Here is an 18,057-nt window from a genome sequence, read left to right on the forward strand (position 1 = left end):
GATGAAATGGCGCATCCTGGCTGCGGCAGTTTTGCTGTTTGCAACAATTGTGCTTTGCTCGATGTTTGGTACTGTGAAAATGAGTTTTAAAGATTTCTCTGAAGCTTTTTTCTTTAGGCAGGGAAGATGGGTAAAAATTCTTTGGGACGTGAGGTTGCCAAGAGTAGTCCTATCAGTTGTGGCCGGTGCAGGTCTTGCCGCAGTCGGGGGCGTCCTTCAAGGGCTTTTGAGAAATCCATTGGTCGATCCTTACCTTTTAGGGGTATCCTCTGGCGCTTCCTTTGGGGCCGTTTTATCTTTGCTTTTGGCAAGTTATTACGGTTATTCAATCGTTTTAAGGCTTCCAATAATAAGCTTTTCTTTTGCCGTTTTGGCTTCCTCTTTGGCTTTGATACTTGCAAGACGAAATGGAACCACTCCCACCACCGATTTGATATTGAGCGGTGTGTTGATGAGTATTTTATTCAGCTCCGGAACAATAGTTGCAATTTTACTTGTTAGAAAAACTTTCACCAATGCTCATATTTGGTTGTACGGAACATTCTCAGGAGTTGGGTGGAAGGATATTCCGATTCCTTTGATATCAACAGCAGCTTTTGTTCTGCTTTCAGTTGGATTTTCAGAAAGTTTGAACGCCATTGCACTTGGTGAAACGCAAGCGAAAATATCAGGTGTAAACGTCGAATTCGTTAAACTTTTAATTTACATAATAGGAAGTTTCACCACCGCTTCAATTGTCTCTGTAACTGGAACAATAGGTTTTGTCGGTTTGATAACACCCCATGTCGTTAGGCGTTTGTTTGGAAGCAACCACAAAATTTTGATACCTTTGTCTTCAATAATCGGAGGAATTTTTCTTTGCATCTGCGATACCTTTGCGAGAACTATTCTCAGCCCATCGGAACTTCCAATAGGAGTTGTCACAGCTTTTGTTGGGACACCTGTGATGCTTTTCATAATGAAAAGAGGTGCTTCCCGTGAGTGACATCGCTCTTCAAAAAGTGTGGTTCAGCTATTCGCAGAAAAATGATTTGAAAGAAAACCAATACGTTTTGAAAGGAATTGATCTTGAAGTCAACCGCGGAGAATTTGTTGGTTTGCTTGGACCAAACGGTTGTGGCAAAACAACCTTGCTCAAGGTGATGGCAGGAATATTAAAACCACAAAAAGGTCATGTTGAAATTTGTGGATTGGATCCCTTCAAAACAAGCCGTCGTAAAATTGCCAAATTGGTTGGCTTAGTAACGCAGGATTTTATGCCTGTTTACAAGTTCACGGTTAAAGAAATCGTCATGAGCGGAAGACTACCTTACGTGAAAAGTTTCTTTCCAAGTTGGACTGTGGATGATGAAAAAGCTGTCTTAGATGCTTTGGAAAAAGTTGATGCGAAAAATCTTTTAAATCGTCCATTTCAAAATTTAAGTACAGGTGAGCAAAAACGAGTGGCAATTGCTCGAATTATTGCTCAGCAAACGACAATCGTTCTTTTTGACGAACCAACAGCGCATCTTGATCCAAAACATGTTCGGGAAATAAAGATGCTTTTGAAAAAATTACACAGCGAAGGTAAAACAATCGTTGCCGCTCTTCACGATATAAACACTGCGGCAGAAATTTGTGAAAAAATTGTTCTTATGAAAGAGGGAAGAATTTGCTTTTTTGGAACTCCCGAGGATGTTTTAACACCTGAGAGGTTAAAACAAATCTATGAAACAGATTTCTTCACATACAGAGATTTAGGCGCGAAAAAACTCATCGTTATGTTTTGATTTTTGCTATTCTAACTGTTGTAACTTCAAAGCCTTTTCCAGTTCTGATTGATTTATATACCCCAAACGAAGGAGTATCTTTCCCAAAGCCACATGCGTCATAATGCGTTGTTGAATTGCAAGTGCTTGTTCAAGTTGATCTTTGGTTATCGATTCAAGTTCTAAAAGTATTTCTCCTAGTTTCAATGGAGGAAAAATTTGAATAATCTTACCACCACACTTTTCACAATTTTTCGATTTTTGATATTTCAAAGCGGAAGCGGAAAAAGTCACATCTCCACAGTTGATACATTTGAATTTGTAAGCCACACCAATCCCCCACTGTAAGACAAAATTCAAAGTTATTATTGCACAGCATACTTGATCTTTGGTTAACAATTTCTGAAAAAAGACTGAATATGTCATCTTGCATTTCTTATGTACACATTGAGTTGAGATGATGTAATTAAACTTTGGACTCTGAGCAGAACACTTGTTATACCTTTTTCATTCATACCATCCAACCAAATTGCTATTTTGTCTACCGATAGCTTTTCCACTTTATCGGTTGGTCTAAGTATCTTTTTCAGCTGGCTTAAAACTTCGTCGAGATCAATTTCCTTAGATAACCGTTCAACAACAATTATTTTCTTTTCTGGCAAATTGGATATTATCATTTGATGAAGATTTATCAGATCACTCGAAGGATTCACATTTAATTCTCTTTGCAAACGCTGGGAAAACTCTTTGAAAAGTTTCATAGAAGCTGTTCTATTTCCTTTTTTCCAATAAGCCACCATGAGCAGATAACAGGCTCGTTCGTTGAAAATATCCTCTTCTAGCGCTCGCTGTGCAAACTTAATAGCGTCGTCGTACATACTTTCTTCAATCTTTAATTTTGCACATTCAAGCAAGGCTGTAATGAAAACTTCTTTGTAATATTCTCTCTGGCGCAGCACCCAATCTTCATATAAAATTTCTTGCATATAATCTCCCTTGTACATTTCTAAAGCGGTAAACAACAATCGTTTTTTCAAATCGCGTTCTGGTGTTATCAAAGCTTCTTTGATCAATTTGTCAAATATTTCGGCGTCAATTTCGATTTCAAAATCTGGATCAAATACATATCCATCCTCTTTGTGAATAATGACTTTGCTTTCAAGAAGCTTTCTTATAGCATGAACGGCACATTGCAGACTCATTTTTGCGTATTGTTCATTCATGCTGGGCCAGTAATATTCACAAAGCATGGTTGTTGATATCCATTTTCCCCGATTTGCAATGAAAAACCGTAGTAAACTACGTGCTTTTTTGGATTTCATATCGCATAATTGTACCATTTTGTTGTCATCATCAATAATGGTAAAATCCCCAAAGCAATTGATTTTCATAAACTGTCACTCCCATTCTAAGAATCTTTCGACAATTAAAATTGTTAGTCTCGAACGAAAAGTGATTGACTGTTTAATCAATTTTAACACAACTTCACTTATGTCAATAATTTCGAAAATATTTCTTTTTACTGTTAAGAACACCAATAAATTCATAAGATTAGTTGTGGTCTAATTTTGGTTAATTGGTTGTACCAAAGCATTGGCTTGATTTTCAAAAACAAATCTGATAAAATTAAAATGTGGTTGAGATTTGGAGAAAGCCACATCCCGTTTGGGGTGTGGCTTTTTTCTTTGGAGGTTGATTCAATGAAAGTTGTTGTCATAGGTGCTGGCGTTGTGGGCAGCTTAATAGCAAGGGAATTTTGCAAATACGACGTTGAAGTTACTTTGATTGAGAAAAATCTCGACGTTGGCTGGGGTGTAACAAAGGCGAACTCAGCCATATTACATGCTGGATATGATGATCCCCCTGGAACAACTCGCGCAAGGTTTTGTTCAAAAGGAAATGCGATGTACGATCAGCTTGCCAAAGAGCTCGATATAGAAGTTAAGAGAATAGGCTCGTATGTTGTGGCATTCGATGAACAAGAATTCAAAGTGCTTGAAAAGCTTTTAAATCAAGGTAAAACAAACAATGTACCAGGATTAGAAATTCATGATCGAAATGAGGTTCTCAAAAGGGAACCAAATTTAAATCCCCAGGTGTTAGCTGGTCTATGGGCACCAACTGCAGGTATCACAGAGCCATGGAATGTTGCCGTCGCAGCAGTTGAAAATGCCATCTCCAATGGTTTGAAATTGATACTTGGAGAAAAAGTTGTTGGCTTTGAATTCCATGGAACACGGATAAAAAAAGTTATAACCGACAAGAACTCTTACGATGCTGATCTTGTTGTAAACGCGGCTGGTCTATTTGCAGATGAGATTGCAAAACTCGCAGGAGCTGAATATGTGCCGCTTTACCCACGCCGTGGTGAGTACATATTGATGGACAAAAAACTCGGTAAAATTGTTAATTCAGTTATCTTTCCAACTCCCTCATCAATTTCAAAGGGCATACTGATCTTACCAACCGTGGACGGAGGATTACTTCTAGGACCAACTGCTGAAGATTTGCCGGAGGATATGAAACAAAATCTTGGAACTACCTCCTCAGGTTTGCGACAAATAAAGGATTTCGTCAAGAAGTTAGTGCCGAATATAGATTATTCATTCGTTGTCAAAACTTTTGCTGGTTTAAGACCTGAAAGTCCCCAAAAAGATTTCTTCCTAGGTCCAAGTAAAGTCGTTGCAAATTTTATAAATGCCATGGCGATGAGATCTCCCGGATTAACAGCCGCACCAGCAATAGCAAAATACATAGTCGAAGACGTTACTCAAGGGCAACTTGCGTTTAAGTTGGAGAGGAAGAAAGACTTCAATCCATACAGAAAAGCAATAAAGAAAATGGTCGAGTTGCCGCTAGAGGAATGGCAACGGATTGTCCAAGAAAATCCGGCGGCTGGAAGGCTAGTGTGTTTTTGCAACGAAGTCACGGAAGCAGAAATCATTGAAGCTATAAGGCGAGGAGCAAGAACTTTGGATGGGATCAAATTTAGAACAAGAGCAATGTTTGGAAGATGTCAAGGTGGATTTTGTAGCATCAGGATAATGAAAATCCTCCAACGTGAACTTGGTGTGGATATGTCACAAATCGTTTTAAAATCTCCTGGCAGTTGGATCGTTGATGGGAGGGTTAGAGAATGAAAACCGATGTTCTTGTTGTAGGTGCAGGTGCTGCTGGAATGGCTGCTGCTTTAAGTGCGGCAAAATCTGGAATGAAAGTAATGTTGGTCGACAGAGATGAAAGAACTGGCGGGATACTTAACCAATGTATTCACAACGGTTTTGGTTTACATTATTTCAAGGAAGAGCTTACAGGTCCAGAATACGCCGAAAGATTTGCCAAGCTTCTTGAAGATTATGATATAGATGTTCTCGTTGATTGTCATGTTCACAAAATTTTTCCAGATAAACGAGCGATTTTGGTTTCGCCAAAAGGGGTCTTTGAAATTGAAACAAAAGCATTGATCTATACAGCAGGAGCAAGGGAAAGGCCGTTCGGTTCGCTGATGATTCCAGGTGATAGACCCTCTGGAATTTTCACGGCGGGAGTTGCTCAAAGGTACATGAACATTGAAAATCGTTTGATAGGTAAGCGCGCCTTAATTCTTGGCTCTGGAGACATAGGCATGATTATGGCAAGACGCCTAACACTTGAGGGAATCGAAGTAGTTGGAGTTGTGGAAAGATTACCTTATCCAGGGGGACTTTTGAGAAACGTCATCCAATGCCTTGAAGATTTCAACATCCCGCTTTATCTTTCAAGTACTGTTGTTGAAGTAAAAGGCAAAGAAAGGCTCGAAGAGGTTGTGGTTGCAAAAGTTGATCAAAACTTCAATCCAATACCGGGTACTGAGACGATTTTCAAAGTGGACACACTTGTTTTGTCTGTAGGATTAATACCTCAAGTTGAACTTTTGAATGGTTTAGTCGAATTGGACCCCATATCAAAAGGTGTTGCGTGTTCAAACCTTGGACAAAGTAGTAATGAATGGATTTTTGCCGCCGGAAATTGCACAGTCATATACGATCTTGTTGATTACGTTACCCTTGAGGGCGAAAAAGCAGGTAAGTACGCTGCTCGGTACATCAAAGGTGAAAAGTTCGAAAAGTCAATTCCAATCAAAGCTGGGGAAAACGTGGGAATAATCTTTCCGAGTCGTTATGTCCCTGTTGAAGACTTAGTTCTTTATGTGAGAAGTAAAAGACCACTTGAAAAAGCGATCCTAGCAATTGGAAACTTTGAGAAAGTATTCGAAGATCTTGTTCCAAGTGAGATGCTCAGAGTAAGAATACCAAGGAATAAACTTGAAAATTTTGAGCAACTTGAAGTATCGCTAAAGGAGGTTTAGAAAGATGAATAGAATTGTTTGTGTTCAATGTCCAGTTGGTTGCAAAATAAAGTTTGAACTTGTCGATGGTAAGTTAACAAAAATAGAGGGTAACAAATGTCCCAGAGGACTGGATTACTTGAAAGATGAACTTGCGGATCCCAAGAGAATCATTCCAACGAGCGTAAGAGTTATCGATGGAGAATATGAACTTGTTTCGGTAAAAACATCCAAACCTATTTCAAAAAAATATATTCCACAACTTATGGAAATTTTAAAGAAGATAAAAATAAACGCCCCCGTGAAGGTCGGGGATGTTGTGTTGAAGAATTTCATGAACACTAACGTTGATATAATCGCAACCAGAAGCGTTTCAAAAAGAGATGTTCCAAAGTGATTCTTCGCTCGTTGAAACAGCCAAAGCCCCAGCGTTTAATGCTTGTTTGACTTGATTGAGTGTCTTTACAAGGCCGCCCGTTATGATGGGAATTTTAACTTGCTCCTTTATTAACTTTATAACCTCTGGCAACAATCCTGGTAACACTTCTATGTATTCTGGTTGATGCGTTTTAACCTGTGCAACTCCTGTCTCAATAGATTGAGAATCCAAAAGAAAAATTCTTTGGATCGGTATTAAATCAAGTTTTTTAGCTACATCTATCAAATTTCCTTTGGTGGTTATCAAACCATCGGCTTTTGCCTCCATCCGTAAGTACTTTACAGCAGCCTCATCCTTTCCAAGCCCTTTAATCAGATCAAGGTGAACAAACACATATTTTGAAGCGCGGTGGAATATTTCTATGATCTTCTTTAACTCCGTTATATCACCGGTTAATAGGAACACCGAATTTGCTTTACTCTCAAGTACCTTTTGTATATTTGTATTCTCCCTTACCGCAGGTACTATAGGGTATGAAAAGTATTGCTTCATCATTCTTCAGCCCACCTCATGGCTCTTGAGACAGCTTTCTTCCAGCCAGCGTAAAGTCTTTCTCTTTCCTTCTCTGGCAAGGTTGGTTCAAATTTTTTATCAAGTTGCCATTGTTGCTTTATTTGATCCATATTTTCCCAAAAACCAACTGCTAGCCCAGCCAAATATGCTGCACCAAGGGCTGTGGTTTCATTTACTTTAGGTCTTTCCACAGGAATTCCAAGTATATCAGCTTGAAATTGCATCAAAAAGTTGTTGACCGAAGCGCCACCATCAACTCTTAAAGTGTTAATCTTCATTTTTGAATCTTTTTCCATTGCTTCAAGGACATCTCTAGTTTGATAAGCTATTGACTCGAGTGTTGCTCTAACTATGTGTTCTCGTGTTATACCTCTTGTGATTCCAACAATCGTTCCTCTTGCAAACATATCCCAATAAGGTGCACCAAGACCCACAAAGGCTGGAACAAAATAAATCCCACCTGAATCTGCTACAGAATTTGCCATATATTCAGTATCCGAAGCTTTTGCAATAATTCTTAGCCCATCTCTTAACCATTGTATAGCTGCTCCTGCGATGAATACACTTCCTTCCAGAGCATAGCAAACTTCTTTACCATCAAGACTCCAGGCAATTGTTGTCAACAAACCTGATTCAGAGCTAACCGCGGTCTTACCAGTGTTCATGAGCAAGAAACATCCTGTACCATAAGTATTCTTAACCATCCCAGGTTCACAACAAAGTTGTCCAAACAGCGCTGCCTGCTGATCACCTGCGTCTGAACCAATTGGTATCTGAACGCCAAAAATTTCCTTTACAGTATAACCATAAATATATGAAGAAGGGAGAACCTCTGGCAGCATTTGACGAGGTATTTCAAGAAGTTCTAACAGTTCTTCATCCCACTTCAAATTGTGAATATTGAATAACATAGTTCTTGATGCGTTTGAAAAATCAGTAACGTGAATTTTCCCACCGGTTAGATTCCAAATCAACCAACTATCCACCGTTCCAAAGAGCAATTCTCCTGCCTTTGCCTTTTCTCTTGCACCAGGTACGTTGTCGAGAATCCATTTCAGCTTGGTGGCCGAAAAGTATGCGTCCACGACCAAGCCTGTTTTCTTTTTGATCTTCTCGCCCCACTCACTTTGCTTAAGTTTTTCACATATATCTGCTGTTCTTCTGCATTGCCAAACTATGGCATTGTGAATTGGTTTGCCTGTTTTCTTATCCCAAACAATCGTTGTTTCGCGCTGGTTTGTAATCCCAATTGCAACAATTTGATCTGCCTCTATATCTGCTTGTCTCATTGCCTTCTTGGCAACGCTTATTTGAGATTCAAGGATGTCTATTGGATCGTGTTCAACCCAACCTGGCTTTGGATAAATCTGTGGAAATTCCTGGTTTGCTACCGAAACCACAGAACCGTTTTTATCGAAGATAATCGCTCTTGAACTTGTTGTACCCTGATCCAATGCAAGAACATACTTTTCAGCCACCACTAATCACCTCTTATGCAGCAAATTGGATGGCTTGGCCAGCAACAATGTACCAAGTCACAAACAGTGCATTTGTAAAGGCTCCAACGTATATACTACCAGTTCTTCGATAGAAGAAAGCAGATATTGCTCCTGCTACAGCTGTTAGGAAGACAAATTGGTATGCAACAATACCAAGAAGAGATTCCGTTGGGAAGAACAAAGTCTGAGTTGTGTACAGTTTTCCCACCTGCAGGGCAACCAATATTGCAATACCTAAACAATTTGCGGCTGCTGAGCTAACCATCCAAAGAGCAGTTGTAGATACTTCGGATCTTAAGATCTTTGCTTTCAACTGTCCATTTAGCACCAACGCATTTACAAATGTAAACAACGCAAATGGTGGCAAGAATTTTATAAAGATCCAGAACCTTGCAAAATCCATCGGCTTAAGTGCAATAACCCACCATCTGAAATCCACTTTGAGTGCCCATTGAACGATCGACAAAACTATGTGTGTAGCAAAAACTGTGCAAACGGCAAGTGCAAAGGCTTTCCACAATTGCTTAAGGCTGAAAGACTTTTTCTCAGTGCTTGTTGAAAGACCATAACTGATCATGTTTGCTCCCATTCTACGATGGTAGGCAAAGTGCCAAACTATGAACAAGCCAACGGCAATCAAAGCGTTGAGCGTTGCCCACTTAGCGAATCCAACTGTTAGACTTTGGGGCCAGAATGCACTTGCTTTGACGTTCTTTTGGAATCTAAAGAATATCAAAGCTGGTATTCCAGTAACCAGCGCAAATCCTATCCACCAAACAATTGTTGCAATAGCTTTGTTCTTGGGCTCTAAAACAAATGCTTTTCCGTGAAGAGATTTAAAGTAATTTGTATCAAGCAAAGCTGCACCATAACTTATAAGAAACATAATACCACCAATCAAACCGAGTAATGTTCCAAATTCTTTCCATGGCCATATTTGGTTTTTGGGATCAATGAACTTAGGTGGTTTTATAGAATCTTGCAGAAATTCTATCGCATATCCTATGGCCTCCGTTGACAAATGGTCTCCGGGATGTGTGCAGTTTGGAATGTACAACTTTCTTGCTGTCTCGTTCTCAAAGGAGCCATAAAGTTTACCAGGTACCACATCCTCTGTCGTTCCAAATGCAGTCTTCAACTTTGCAGTTTTGACTATGTCAGATGGTATATCCACGCCCCACATCAGTTTGCTAAACTCATCATATTTGCTGAAAATCACAGCAAAGTTAAACCCAGAATCAATAGTTACTTTTGGTGCGCCAAATGTTTCAGACGATGAACCCATAAGAATAACTGTCTTTACCAAATCTGGGTGTCTGCCTGCAGCCGTTAATACCGACCAACCACCCATTGAGTGGCCTTCCACTGCTATGTTTTGCTTATCCACAAATGGTAGACTTGCTAAATACAAAAGGCCATCTTCTGCGCCACGGGTGGGGTTGGCTATTCCACCCTTGATTTGTTCTGAATAACCATGTCCAGCCATATCCATCGCAAGAACTACATATCCACGGCGTGCAAATTCAATGTTGAATCCACTTTGAGTCTCTCGAGAATTAATATAACCGTGCATTGTCAAAACAGCTGGAGCAGGTTTTTCAGCAGATACACCCTTGGGCAAGAACAAATACGCCGACAGAACCTTACCATCTGAACTGATGAACCTAACCTCTTTGACCTGTACTTTTCCAAAATCTGTTTGGACTAAGAAAGCGATCAATGAACCAATGAAAACAACTACCACAGAGAAGAGAACCCACGCTACTGACTTTTTCACACTAAACACCCCCCACTGATATTTTTCAAAAATAAAAGCCATACCTAATTTTAGGTATGGCTTTCTCCAATTCTCCGCCATACAAATGAACTTCACTTTTGCTAGTTAAATTTTATCACATTTTATGCCTCTGTCAAACGATATTACAAGCTAGTTAAGTACTTTATTTGATTAAAGTGGCATTAACCCACGTTTGGGTTTATAAATTCTTATTTAGTTGAATGTTACTCGTTCGTAACTTTGTTATGCACCAAAGTCATGATATCTTCATGATAAAATTTTTTTAGAAACATAGCTCATAAAAGTTAATATATAAAAAACTCTTTTGAAAAGGAGTGCTTGAATTTGTTAAGCAAAAGAGTTTTCGTAGCTGCTTTGTCTTTCTCAAAATACAGCAAAGAGCCCAAAGGAATATCTTGAAAAAAATGGCATTGAGTTGATTTGGAATCCAGTTGGCAGACCTTTGAAGGAAGAAGAATTAATTGCTGAACTTTCCAAGGTTCTTCCAGTTCATGGCATAATAGTAGGAGTTGATCCAATAACGAGAAAAGTTATAGAATCATTACCAGATCTCAAAATTATTGCAAAACACGGCGTTGGTGTTGACAACATAGATTTAGTTGCAGTAAAGGAGCGTGGGGTGATCGTTACCAACGCTCCTGGGTCCAACAGCGAATCTGTAGCTGATTTGACTTGGGCACTTATACTGGCAGCCGCAAGACAAATTCCCAAAGCAGACCGGGTGACAAGACAAGGAAGATGGGATAGACTTGTAGGATACGAGATTTATGGAAAAACAATTGGAATAATTGGAACAGGTCAAATTGGTTTGGCTGTAGCAAGAAGAGCGAGAGGTTTTAACATGAAAATACTTGCCTATGATAAATTTCCAAACGAAAAGGCGGCCAAGGAAATTGGAATAACATATGTTTCATTGGAACAACTTCTTAAAGAAGCAGATATTATAACAGTTCATGTTCCTTTGACTGATGAAACAAGAGGATTAATTGGGAGGAATGAATTCGAATTTATGAAAAGGACAGCCATTTTTATAAATACTTCCCGTGGAGAAATAGTAGATGAAGAAGCGCTTTATGAAGCGCTTAAGAGTAATCGAATTTGGGCTGCAGGGCTCGATGTTTATTCCAAGGAACCACCTATTGGTAATCCTTTGTTAGAACTTGAAAATGTTGTTTTGACACCGCATCTTGGCGCTTACACTGTTGAGGCAAATTTAAAAATGGGTATGGCAGCTGCAAAGAGCATTGTTCAGACTTTCAAAGGTGAGGACCCTGAAAACAGGGTTGTTTAAGTTTTACAATATCTTATTAAGGAGGTGTGGAGCGATGAAAGTTCGCGGGTTTGTAGTTCTTGGGTTAATTTTGTTGATCACCTCAATTCTTCTTGGAGCGCCAAGATACGTGCTCAAGTTCAACCATGTTTTGTCGCCGACATCGCCTTATCATGAAGGGTTTTTGAAGTGGGCAAAAGCTGTTGAGGAGAGAACAAACGGGGACTTGAAGATTGAAGTTTATCACAGTGCTCAGCTTGGTGTGGAGGAGGACATTCTTGAGCAAATTCGTGCTGGTGCCAACATTGGTCAGAACACCGACTCTGCGCGAATGGGGATGTATGTCAGAGAAATTGCAGTCATGAACGCTGCTTACTTCATTGATTTCATGGGTGCAAAAACCCCAGAAGAAGTTATGGAAGTCTTGCAGAAGATCAAGAATTCCCCAACGATGCAAAAATGGTTAACTGAACTTGAACAAAAGTATGGTTTCAAAGTACTTTCTTTCATGTGGGTTCAAGGTTACAGACACTTCTTCACCAACAAACCAATTAGAAGACCTGAAGATTTGAAAGGCTTGAGAGTGAGAACCCCACCAGCGCCGGTTTGGCAGGAATCTATAAGAGCTCTTGGAGCACAACCAGTGGCTATGGCGTTTGGAGAGATTTACACTGGTATTCAAACGAAAGCCGTTGACGGTGCTGAACTAGTTTACGAAAACATATATAGTGGAAAACTTTACGAAGTGCTCAAATATGGTTCGGAAACTGGTCACATTCTCTTGATAAACTTCGAAGTTGTCAGCGCAAAATGGTTCAACAGTCTGCCGCCCGAATATCAAAAGATACTCGTGGAAGAATGCGACAAAGCTGGAATTGAGACCTCTTTGAAAATCATGAAAGAACTTGATGCTTATTACAAGCAACAGGTAATTTCAAAGGGAATGCAAATAATCACAGATGTTGATAAACAAGCTTTCATGCAAGCCGCCGAACAGTGTTACAAAGTACTTGGCCTTTTGGATGCTAGAAATCAACTGATGAAGGAAGTCAAAGGGCAATAAATATGAAAATACCGTACTAATTATCTTTCGGGGCCCGATCAAATAGGTCGGGTCCCTTTAAATTCAAAAGGGGTGAGTCAATGAAAAGAAAGGATTATCTCTTATTGTTTGAGAAATATGCTGCAAAAATCTTAATTCTTTCAATGGTCATTTTGGTTTTCGCATCAGGTGTTGCAAGATTTCTGAAATATCCTATAAATTGGGCGGTTGATATGAGTACTTTTATGTTTGCTTGGGCATGTTTTTTCGCCTTTGATGTGGCTTGGAGAGAATAAGATGATGTCTGTTGATCTTTTTGTTAAACGCTTGCCAAAAAAAGCGCAAAAAGTTATAAAAGCAATAAACTATCTCATAATCTCAGCTTTCTTGGTTTATCTAATAATCTGGGGATCTCAGCTCACATATGCCTCTAGGTTTAGAAGATTTCTTGGAATGCCAGCTGTAAGCTATGCATGGGTGAATTTGAGTGTTCCAATTGGTGCGGCTTTGCTTTTAAGAACAACTATTACCAAAATGATTGCCGAATTGAAAAATACTGAAGACAAGGGAGCTGAAAAGTCATGTTGATTGTTCTTATAGCATTTGCCGCTTTTTTATTGATGGGAATGCCTGTTGCGTTTTCGATAGGAATATCGGGTTTTTTGTGGTTTTTGCAGCATCCAAATCTTCCTATTACCATACCAATTCAAAGGGCTCTTTCTCAAACCCAAAATTTTACTCTCTTGGCCATTCCTATGTTTATTCTTGCAGGAAATGTGATGAACTACGCTGGTGTTACGAAAAGACTTCTTGATTTTGCTTCATCTTTGACTGGTCACATGAGAGGAGGACTTGGTCAAGTTTCGGCAGTCCTTTCAACTTTAATGGGAGGAGTTTCTGGTTCAAGTATTGCTGACGCAGCTATGGAAACAAGAATGCTCGGGCCAGAAATGCTCAAAAGGGGATATCCAAAAGGTTTTGCCGTAGCTGTTAATGTTTGGACATCGCTTATCACGCCAATAATACCTCCAGGAATTGCATATATACTCTATGGCACCATAGGTGGAGTTTCCATAGGTAGATTGTTTGCAGCTGGTATTTTACCTGGGTTGCTTTTGATGGTTTCGTATATGATTGCTATTTCAATATCCGCAAGACGATTAGGATTGAAACCCGAAAGGCCAAAGAGAGCTTCGTTTTCGGAAGTTAGCTCAGCTTTCATAAAAAGCGTGTGGTCACTTGTCTTCCCTGTTCTTTTGATTTTTGGACTTAGGATGGGGATGGGGATATTTACTCCTTCGGAAGTAGGATCATTTGCGGTACTTTATGGTTTGCTAGTGGGCTTTTTGATCCACAGAGAGCTTGATTTGAAAACCTTTTTAACAAAGACAATGAGTGATACCATTGGTGATATTGGGAGTGTGATGGCGATAATAGCACTTTCAGCAATTTTTGACTACGGAATGGTTTGGGAAAGGATACCTGAAAAGCTTGCAAATATTCATGCTTGGTATAAGCTCAAATCCCACGATCTTAATGCTTATAATCGTAATGTTCTTAATCTTTGCGGGCTTGTTTATTGATGCCACGGCACTAATCCTTATGACGACTTCTGTTTTCCTTCCAGTAGCCCGTCGAATAGGCATCGATCCAGTTCACTTTGGGCTTGTTTTCATTCTTGCTGCCGCCATGGGCAATCAAACACCACCCGTTGGTGCATCGATGTACGCCGGTTGTTCGATTCTGGGAGCAAGTGTTGAGGAGTACACAAAGGCTTCTGGTCCTTTCTTTGTGGCAGCAATACTTGTTATTCTTGCTGTAATTTTCTTCCCGCAGATTTCCTTGATCATACCAAATCTACTCTTTAAATAATAAAGGAGGTTATAGAATATGAATTTCACAGGAAAAGTAGTTTTGATAACAGGTGCTGGAAGTGGTATAGGAAGAAAAGCAGCGATTATGTTTGCAGAAAGAGGTGCGAAAGTTGCAGTTAATGACATATCAGAAGAAAGAGGGAATGAAACTGTTGAAATGATAAAACAAAATGGAGGAAATGCTGTTTTCATCTTTGGAGATGTATCAAATTCGGCTGACGCAAAAAGAATAGTAGAAGAAACTGTGAGACATTTTGGACGTCTAGATATCCTTGTCAACAACGCAGGAATTGTTCCAGCTGGAAAAGTTGAGGATGTAACTGACGAAATTTTTGAGAAAACTATGGCAATAAACGTGAAAGGTCCTATTATGCTTTCTAAGTATGCAGTTCAGGAGATGAAAAAGCAAGGCGGTGGAGTAATCGTAAATGTATCATCAGTTGCAGCGCTTAAAGGCATTGCTGATAGATGTGTTTATAGCGTTTCAAAAGCGGCCTTGCTTGGTTTAACAAAATCAATGGCACTTGACTACGTCAAGTACAACATCAGAGTGAACGCAGTTTGCCCAGGAACAACTTATTCTCAAGGTCTTGCTGAAAGAATTAAAGCTTCACCTGATCCGGAAGCCACTTTGAGAGAAATGATAGCTCGCCAACCTGTCGGACGGTTGGCAAAAGAAGAAGAAATAGCTTTTGCAATCCTTTTTGCTGCATGCGACGAAGCTGCTTTCATGACAGGCAGTTATATTGTGATTGATGGTGGTGCAACAACTGCTTAATTTGAAGCATGTTTTGAAAGGTTATAAAAATCTAGTAGATTTAGGTTGTCGTAGAGGTGAATGAGGTGAATTCTGTATTCTTGGGACTTGACATAGGAACAACCGGCGCGAAATGTTGTGCTTTCGACGAAGAAGGCAACTTGATTTCTCTAGGAAGACAAAACTACGGGGTCATTCAACCCAAAGCTGGTTGGGTTGAACAGGACCCCGATGAGATAATCAACGCAGTTTTTGATTCCATCAAGCAATGCTTGCATGGGCTAAATCAAACTCACCAAGTTGAAGCCATTGGTCTAAGCAGCATGTTTCACAGCACACTCTTGGTTGACGCACAGACGCAAAAACTCACAAATCTGATAATTTGGGCAGATACAAGGGCAGCTCATATTTTGAAGAACTATCAGGAAACTTTCTGGCATCTTTACCCTCTTACAGGTTGTGTTTACCATGAGATGTATCCACTGGCAAAACTCATTTGGTTAAAACTGGAAAGACCAGATCTGCTTGAAAAATCAAACAAAATAATTAGTATTAAAGAATACGTACTTTGGCACTTGGCAAATACGATGGCTGTTGATATTTCAATTGCCTCTGGAACTGGTTTGTTTAACATTCACACAAAAAACTGGGAAAAATCAATCTTTGATGAATTGAAAATTGATATATCCAAGGTGAACCAAACGGTTGCTCCTTCAACAATCGTTGGGTATATCACAAAAGAATGCAGCAACGAAACAGGCTTAAAACAAGGAATTCCAGTTATCATCGGAGCAGGTGACGGAGCTCTTTCCACTCTCGGTTCAAATTGCTTAGATGAAAGCAAAATGACCTTCATGGTTGCTACAAGTGGTGCTGTTAGAAAAATCTCGAAGAAACCAATAATCGATTCTCAAAGAAGAACCTGGTGTTACATCCTTGACGAAGAAAATTGGTTGCCTGGTTCTGCGATCAACAACGCTGGAATAGTCATGAGTTGGTATGTGAAGAATTTCTATGCCAATATGATAGATGAAAAGATTGATCCGTACAAACTCATGGAAAAATGGGCTTTAGAGATTGCAGCAGGTTCGGAAGGTTTGATCTTTCTTCCTTTCTTGACAGGTGAAAGAGGGCCTTACTGGAACTCAAACGCAAGAGGTATAATTTTTGGAATGGCGCTTCATCATGACAGAAGACATCTTGCAAGAGCCATTGTTGAGGGTGTTGCTTTCAGAATGAAAAGTATATACGAAGCTCTTTGCGATGTGGCAGGTAAGCCAGAAAAAATCATAGCAACCGGCGGATTGATGAAATCAAACCTTTGGGCACAGATTTGTGCTGATGTGTTAGGAACAAGTATTCATCGTACAAACGTTGAGGAAGCTTCCTCTTTTGGAGCAGCAATAATGGCTATGAAAGGAGTAGGTGTCATAAAAAATTACGATGAAATTCTTTCGAAAACGGTTAACATCGTTGAAAGTTTTAAGCCAATCGAAGAGAACCAAAAGATTTATTCCAAGCTTTATGAAATCTACAAGGATATATACACTAAACTGCAAGAAGATTTTATTTTCATAAGTCACTTTCAGCAGGGAATCCTTCCCTAAATGATTTTGCTCTTCTATTATAAACTTTACTGATCATTAGTTTCATTCATCATAATGTGTTTGACACATTGCATTTTCTGGAGTTATAATAGGTTAACACCATCGGGGAGGGATACGGATGAAGTGGGTCGCGTTCTTTCTCGGTGCGGTAACGATGCTGATTCTTGTTTCGTGTACTACACCGCCTGTTTCCAACGGTAAAACTCCCATGGAGCTTGCCCAAGATTTGATTGACAAAGTGATGGGAATTACTCCAATCTCCGCCTCAGACTGAGGATGAAGCTTTTGAGATGCTCAGGCAAATTGTTTATGTTCGAGATGAAGATGCAGAAAATGATGATGTTAAAGAAGCAGTTCTTGACATAAGTGGGATCTTCGCAATTAATTTTCTTTCCCCATCTACCGCAACCAACATTGAAGTGCTTTCTGTGACGGAGTTTGAGAATCTGAAATTCCTTCCTTTGATCATATCTGGCAAACCAAATTTCGTTGACAGGGTTTTCATTGTAAACATGGTTTGCGAGTTTGATCAAGAATCAACTCAAACAAGCTGCAATTTACCTATGATTACAATCAACAATGTTAATGACAAAGCTTATTTCTTCACCGTCTTTGTCGAGGAAACCAATGGTTCAACGGAAGTTAAGATGTACCCGCAGTTGCCAGAATGGCTTCCTTAAAACCTTAGGGCATCAATACTTCAACTTCGACACCGCAAGTTTTGTTTTTTGGATTCTCAATGGCTTGCGGATCTTATGTCAGACAATTGTATAGATGGCTTTCAGAATAGCCAGTTGAACTATCCGAAAGGTCATGGCATCGGTTCGAATCTTGGTTTCTTTGGTATTTGTTCTGAGCACTACTGTTGACAGTTTCGCAAGACTTGATTTATCGTTGCCAGTTATCGTCACAACTGGAATCTTTAGTTGTTTTGTCTTTCTTGCAACCTCAACGATACCTTTTGACTCTCCAGTGTGAGATATCGCAGAGACCAGATCAGCCGGTTTGGATATGGCGAGTAAAGTAACCATAGCTTCACTTTTTGCACCTGTCATCTTTGTCAAATCACTTATGGAGGATTCAAGAATCCTCTGTGGATTTTGAAGGACTATATCGGCTATCCTTCTTTCAGTTTCGGTAAATGAGTTGTACTTGTTTCTTATGTTTTGTAGAACGTCCATTT

21 protein-coding genes are annotated in these 18,057 nt (G+C 39.6%); 15 read left to right on the forward strand and 6 right to left on the reverse strand.

Annotated features, from left to right (window positions below; genetic code table 11):
- The first annotated feature begins 1 nt into the window (after nucleotide 1).
- Nucleotides 2-985, forward strand: coding sequence for a FecCD family ABC transporter permease (locus THETH_RS04985; protein WP_013932288.1), 984 nt, complete (start codon nucleotides 2-4; stop codon nucleotides 983-985).
- Entirely contained in the window at nucleotides 978-1,769 is a 792-nt protein-coding gene (locus THETH_RS04990) for an ABC transporter ATP-binding protein (protein WP_013932289.1), read from the forward strand. Before THETH_RS04985 ends, THETH_RS04990 begins: the two co-directional genes overlap by 8 nt.
- A 6-nt stretch (nucleotides 1,770-1,775) precedes the next feature.
- On the opposite strand, the gene THETH_RS04995 is transcribed toward THETH_RS04990, so the two are convergent.
- Nucleotides 1,776-2,078: a hypothetical protein gene (locus tag THETH_RS04995; RefSeq protein WP_041446403.1), complete on the reverse strand. Its 303-nt coding sequence runs from the start codon at nucleotides 2,076-2,078 to the stop codon at nucleotides 1,776-1,778.
- A gap of 92 nt (nucleotides 2,079-2,170) precedes the next feature.
- A complete protein-coding gene (locus tag THETH_RS05000) occupies nucleotides 2,171-2,998 on the reverse strand; it encodes an AfsR/SARP family transcriptional regulator (protein ID WP_211205282.1) in 828 nt (275 codons plus the stop codon).
- A gap of 450 nt (nucleotides 2,999-3,448) precedes the next feature.
- Between THETH_RS05000 and THETH_RS05005 the strand changes: the two genes are divergently transcribed.
- The 3 genes from THETH_RS05005 to THETH_RS05015 are packed head-to-tail and all read left to right on the forward strand — an operon-like array spanning nucleotide 3,449 to nucleotide 6,472.
- Nucleotides 3,449-4,888: an NAD(P)/FAD-dependent oxidoreductase gene (locus THETH_RS05005; RefSeq protein WP_013932292.1), complete on the forward strand. Its 1,440-nt coding sequence runs from the start codon at nucleotides 3,449-3,451 to the stop codon at nucleotides 4,886-4,888.
- Nucleotides 4,885-6,096, forward strand: a complete 1,212-nt coding sequence (locus THETH_RS05010; RefSeq protein WP_013932293.1) for an NAD(P)/FAD-dependent oxidoreductase — start codon at nucleotides 4,885-4,887, stop codon at nucleotides 6,094-6,096. The genes THETH_RS05005 and THETH_RS05010 overlap by 4 nt, the downstream gene beginning before the upstream one ends.
- A 4-nt stretch (nucleotides 6,097-6,100) precedes the next feature.
- Complete coding sequence (locus THETH_RS05015) at nucleotides 6,101-6,472, forward strand: DUF1667 domain-containing protein (protein ID WP_013932294.1); 372 nt, start codon at nucleotides 6,101-6,103, stop codon at nucleotides 6,470-6,472.
- Here the strand turns inward: THETH_RS05015 and THETH_RS05020 are convergent.
- The 3 genes from THETH_RS05020 to THETH_RS05030 are packed head-to-tail and all read right to left on the reverse strand — an operon-like array spanning nucleotide 6,449 to nucleotide 10,303.
- Nucleotides 6,449-7,009: a glycerol-3-phosphate responsive antiterminator gene (locus THETH_RS05020; protein ID WP_013932295.1), complete on the reverse strand. Its 561-nt coding sequence runs from the start codon at nucleotides 7,007-7,009 to the stop codon at nucleotides 6,449-6,451. The genes THETH_RS05015 and THETH_RS05020 overlap by 24 nt on opposite strands.
- Nucleotides 7,006-8,505, reverse strand: a complete 1,500-nt coding sequence (gene glpK / locus THETH_RS05025; protein ID WP_041446586.1) for a glycerol kinase GlpK — start codon at nucleotides 8,503-8,505, stop codon at nucleotides 7,006-7,008. The genes THETH_RS05020 and glpK overlap by 4 nt, the downstream gene beginning before the upstream one ends.
- A 13-nt stretch (nucleotides 8,506-8,518) precedes the next feature.
- Nucleotides 8,519-10,303, reverse strand: coding sequence for an alpha/beta hydrolase family protein (locus THETH_RS05030; RefSeq protein ID WP_013932297.1), 1,785 nt, complete (start codon nucleotides 10,301-10,303; stop codon nucleotides 8,519-8,521).
- 436 nt (nucleotides 10,304-10,739) lie between these two features.
- Here THETH_RS05030 and THETH_RS05035 point away from each other — a divergent pair, with 436 nt between their 5' ends.
- The 10 genes from THETH_RS05035 to THETH_RS05065 all read left to right on the forward strand — a co-directional run bounded on the left by THETH_RS05035 (nucleotide 10,740) and on the right by THETH_RS05065 (nucleotide 17,554).
- Nucleotides 10,740-11,615 (forward strand): phosphoglycerate dehydrogenase, encoded by an 876-nt coding sequence (locus THETH_RS05035; RefSeq protein WP_245530565.1) that lies wholly within the window; start codon nucleotides 10,740-10,742, stop codon nucleotides 11,613-11,615.
- 34 nt (nucleotides 11,616-11,649) lie between these two features.
- On the forward strand, nucleotides 11,650-12,657 hold the full coding sequence (locus THETH_RS05040) for a C4-dicarboxylate TRAP transporter substrate-binding protein (RefSeq protein WP_013932299.1): 1,008 nt from the start codon (nucleotides 11,650-11,652) through the stop codon (nucleotides 12,655-12,657).
- 80 nt (nucleotides 12,658-12,737) lie between these two features.
- The gene (locus tag THETH_RS11065) at nucleotides 12,738-12,932 is read left to right on the forward strand and encodes a hypothetical protein (protein ID WP_407635681.1); all 195 of its coding nucleotides are present in this window, start codon (nucleotides 12,738-12,740) and stop codon (nucleotides 12,930-12,932) included.
- A 1-nt stretch (nucleotide 12,933) separates the two neighbouring features.
- Nucleotides 12,934-13,224: a TRAP transporter small permease gene (locus tag THETH_RS05045; RefSeq protein WP_407635682.1), complete on the forward strand. Its 291-nt coding sequence runs from the start codon at nucleotides 12,934-12,936 to the stop codon at nucleotides 13,222-13,224.
- A complete protein-coding gene (locus tag THETH_RS05050) occupies nucleotides 13,218-14,219 on the forward strand; it encodes a TRAP transporter large permease (protein WP_281012899.1) in 1,002 nt (333 codons plus the stop codon). Before THETH_RS05045 ends, THETH_RS05050 begins: the two co-directional genes overlap by 7 nt.
- Nucleotides 14,173-14,508 (forward strand): TRAP transporter large permease subunit, encoded by a 336-nt coding sequence (locus THETH_RS10980; protein WP_281012901.1) that lies wholly within the window; start codon nucleotides 14,173-14,175, stop codon nucleotides 14,506-14,508. The genes THETH_RS05050 and THETH_RS10980 overlap by 47 nt, the downstream gene beginning before the upstream one ends.
- 18 nt (nucleotides 14,509-14,526) lie before the next feature.
- A complete protein-coding gene (locus THETH_RS05055) occupies nucleotides 14,527-15,288 on the forward strand; it encodes an SDR family NAD(P)-dependent oxidoreductase (protein WP_013932300.1) in 762 nt (253 codons plus the stop codon).
- A 65-nt stretch (nucleotides 15,289-15,353) separates the two neighbouring features.
- Nucleotides 15,354-16,874, forward strand: coding sequence for a gluconokinase (locus tag THETH_RS05060; RefSeq protein ID WP_013932301.1), 1,521 nt, complete (start codon nucleotides 15,354-15,356; stop codon nucleotides 16,872-16,874).
- 118 nt (nucleotides 16,875-16,992) lie between these two features.
- Nucleotides 16,993-17,148 (forward strand): hypothetical protein, encoded by a 156-nt coding sequence (locus tag THETH_RS10675; RefSeq protein ID WP_013932302.1) that lies wholly within the window; start codon nucleotides 16,993-16,995, stop codon nucleotides 17,146-17,148.
- A 16-nt stretch (nucleotides 17,149-17,164) separates the two neighbouring features.
- Entirely contained in the window at nucleotides 17,165-17,554 is a 390-nt protein-coding gene (locus THETH_RS05065) for a hypothetical protein (protein ID WP_013932303.1), read from the forward strand.
- Nucleotides 17,555-17,632: 78 nt separating this feature from the next.
- Here THETH_RS05065 and THETH_RS05070 read toward each other — a convergent pair whose 3' ends face one another.
- A complete protein-coding gene (locus THETH_RS05070) occupies nucleotides 17,633-18,055 on the reverse strand; it encodes an SIS domain-containing protein (RefSeq protein ID WP_052295964.1) in 423 nt (140 codons plus the stop codon).
- Nucleotides 18,056-18,057 lie beyond the last annotated feature (2 nt).

Origin of the sequence: Pseudothermotoga thermarum DSM 5069 (assembly GCF_000217815.1) — a bacterium.
GTDB lineage: Bacteria > Thermotogota > Thermotogae > Thermotogales > DSM-5069 > Pseudothermotoga > Pseudothermotoga thermarum.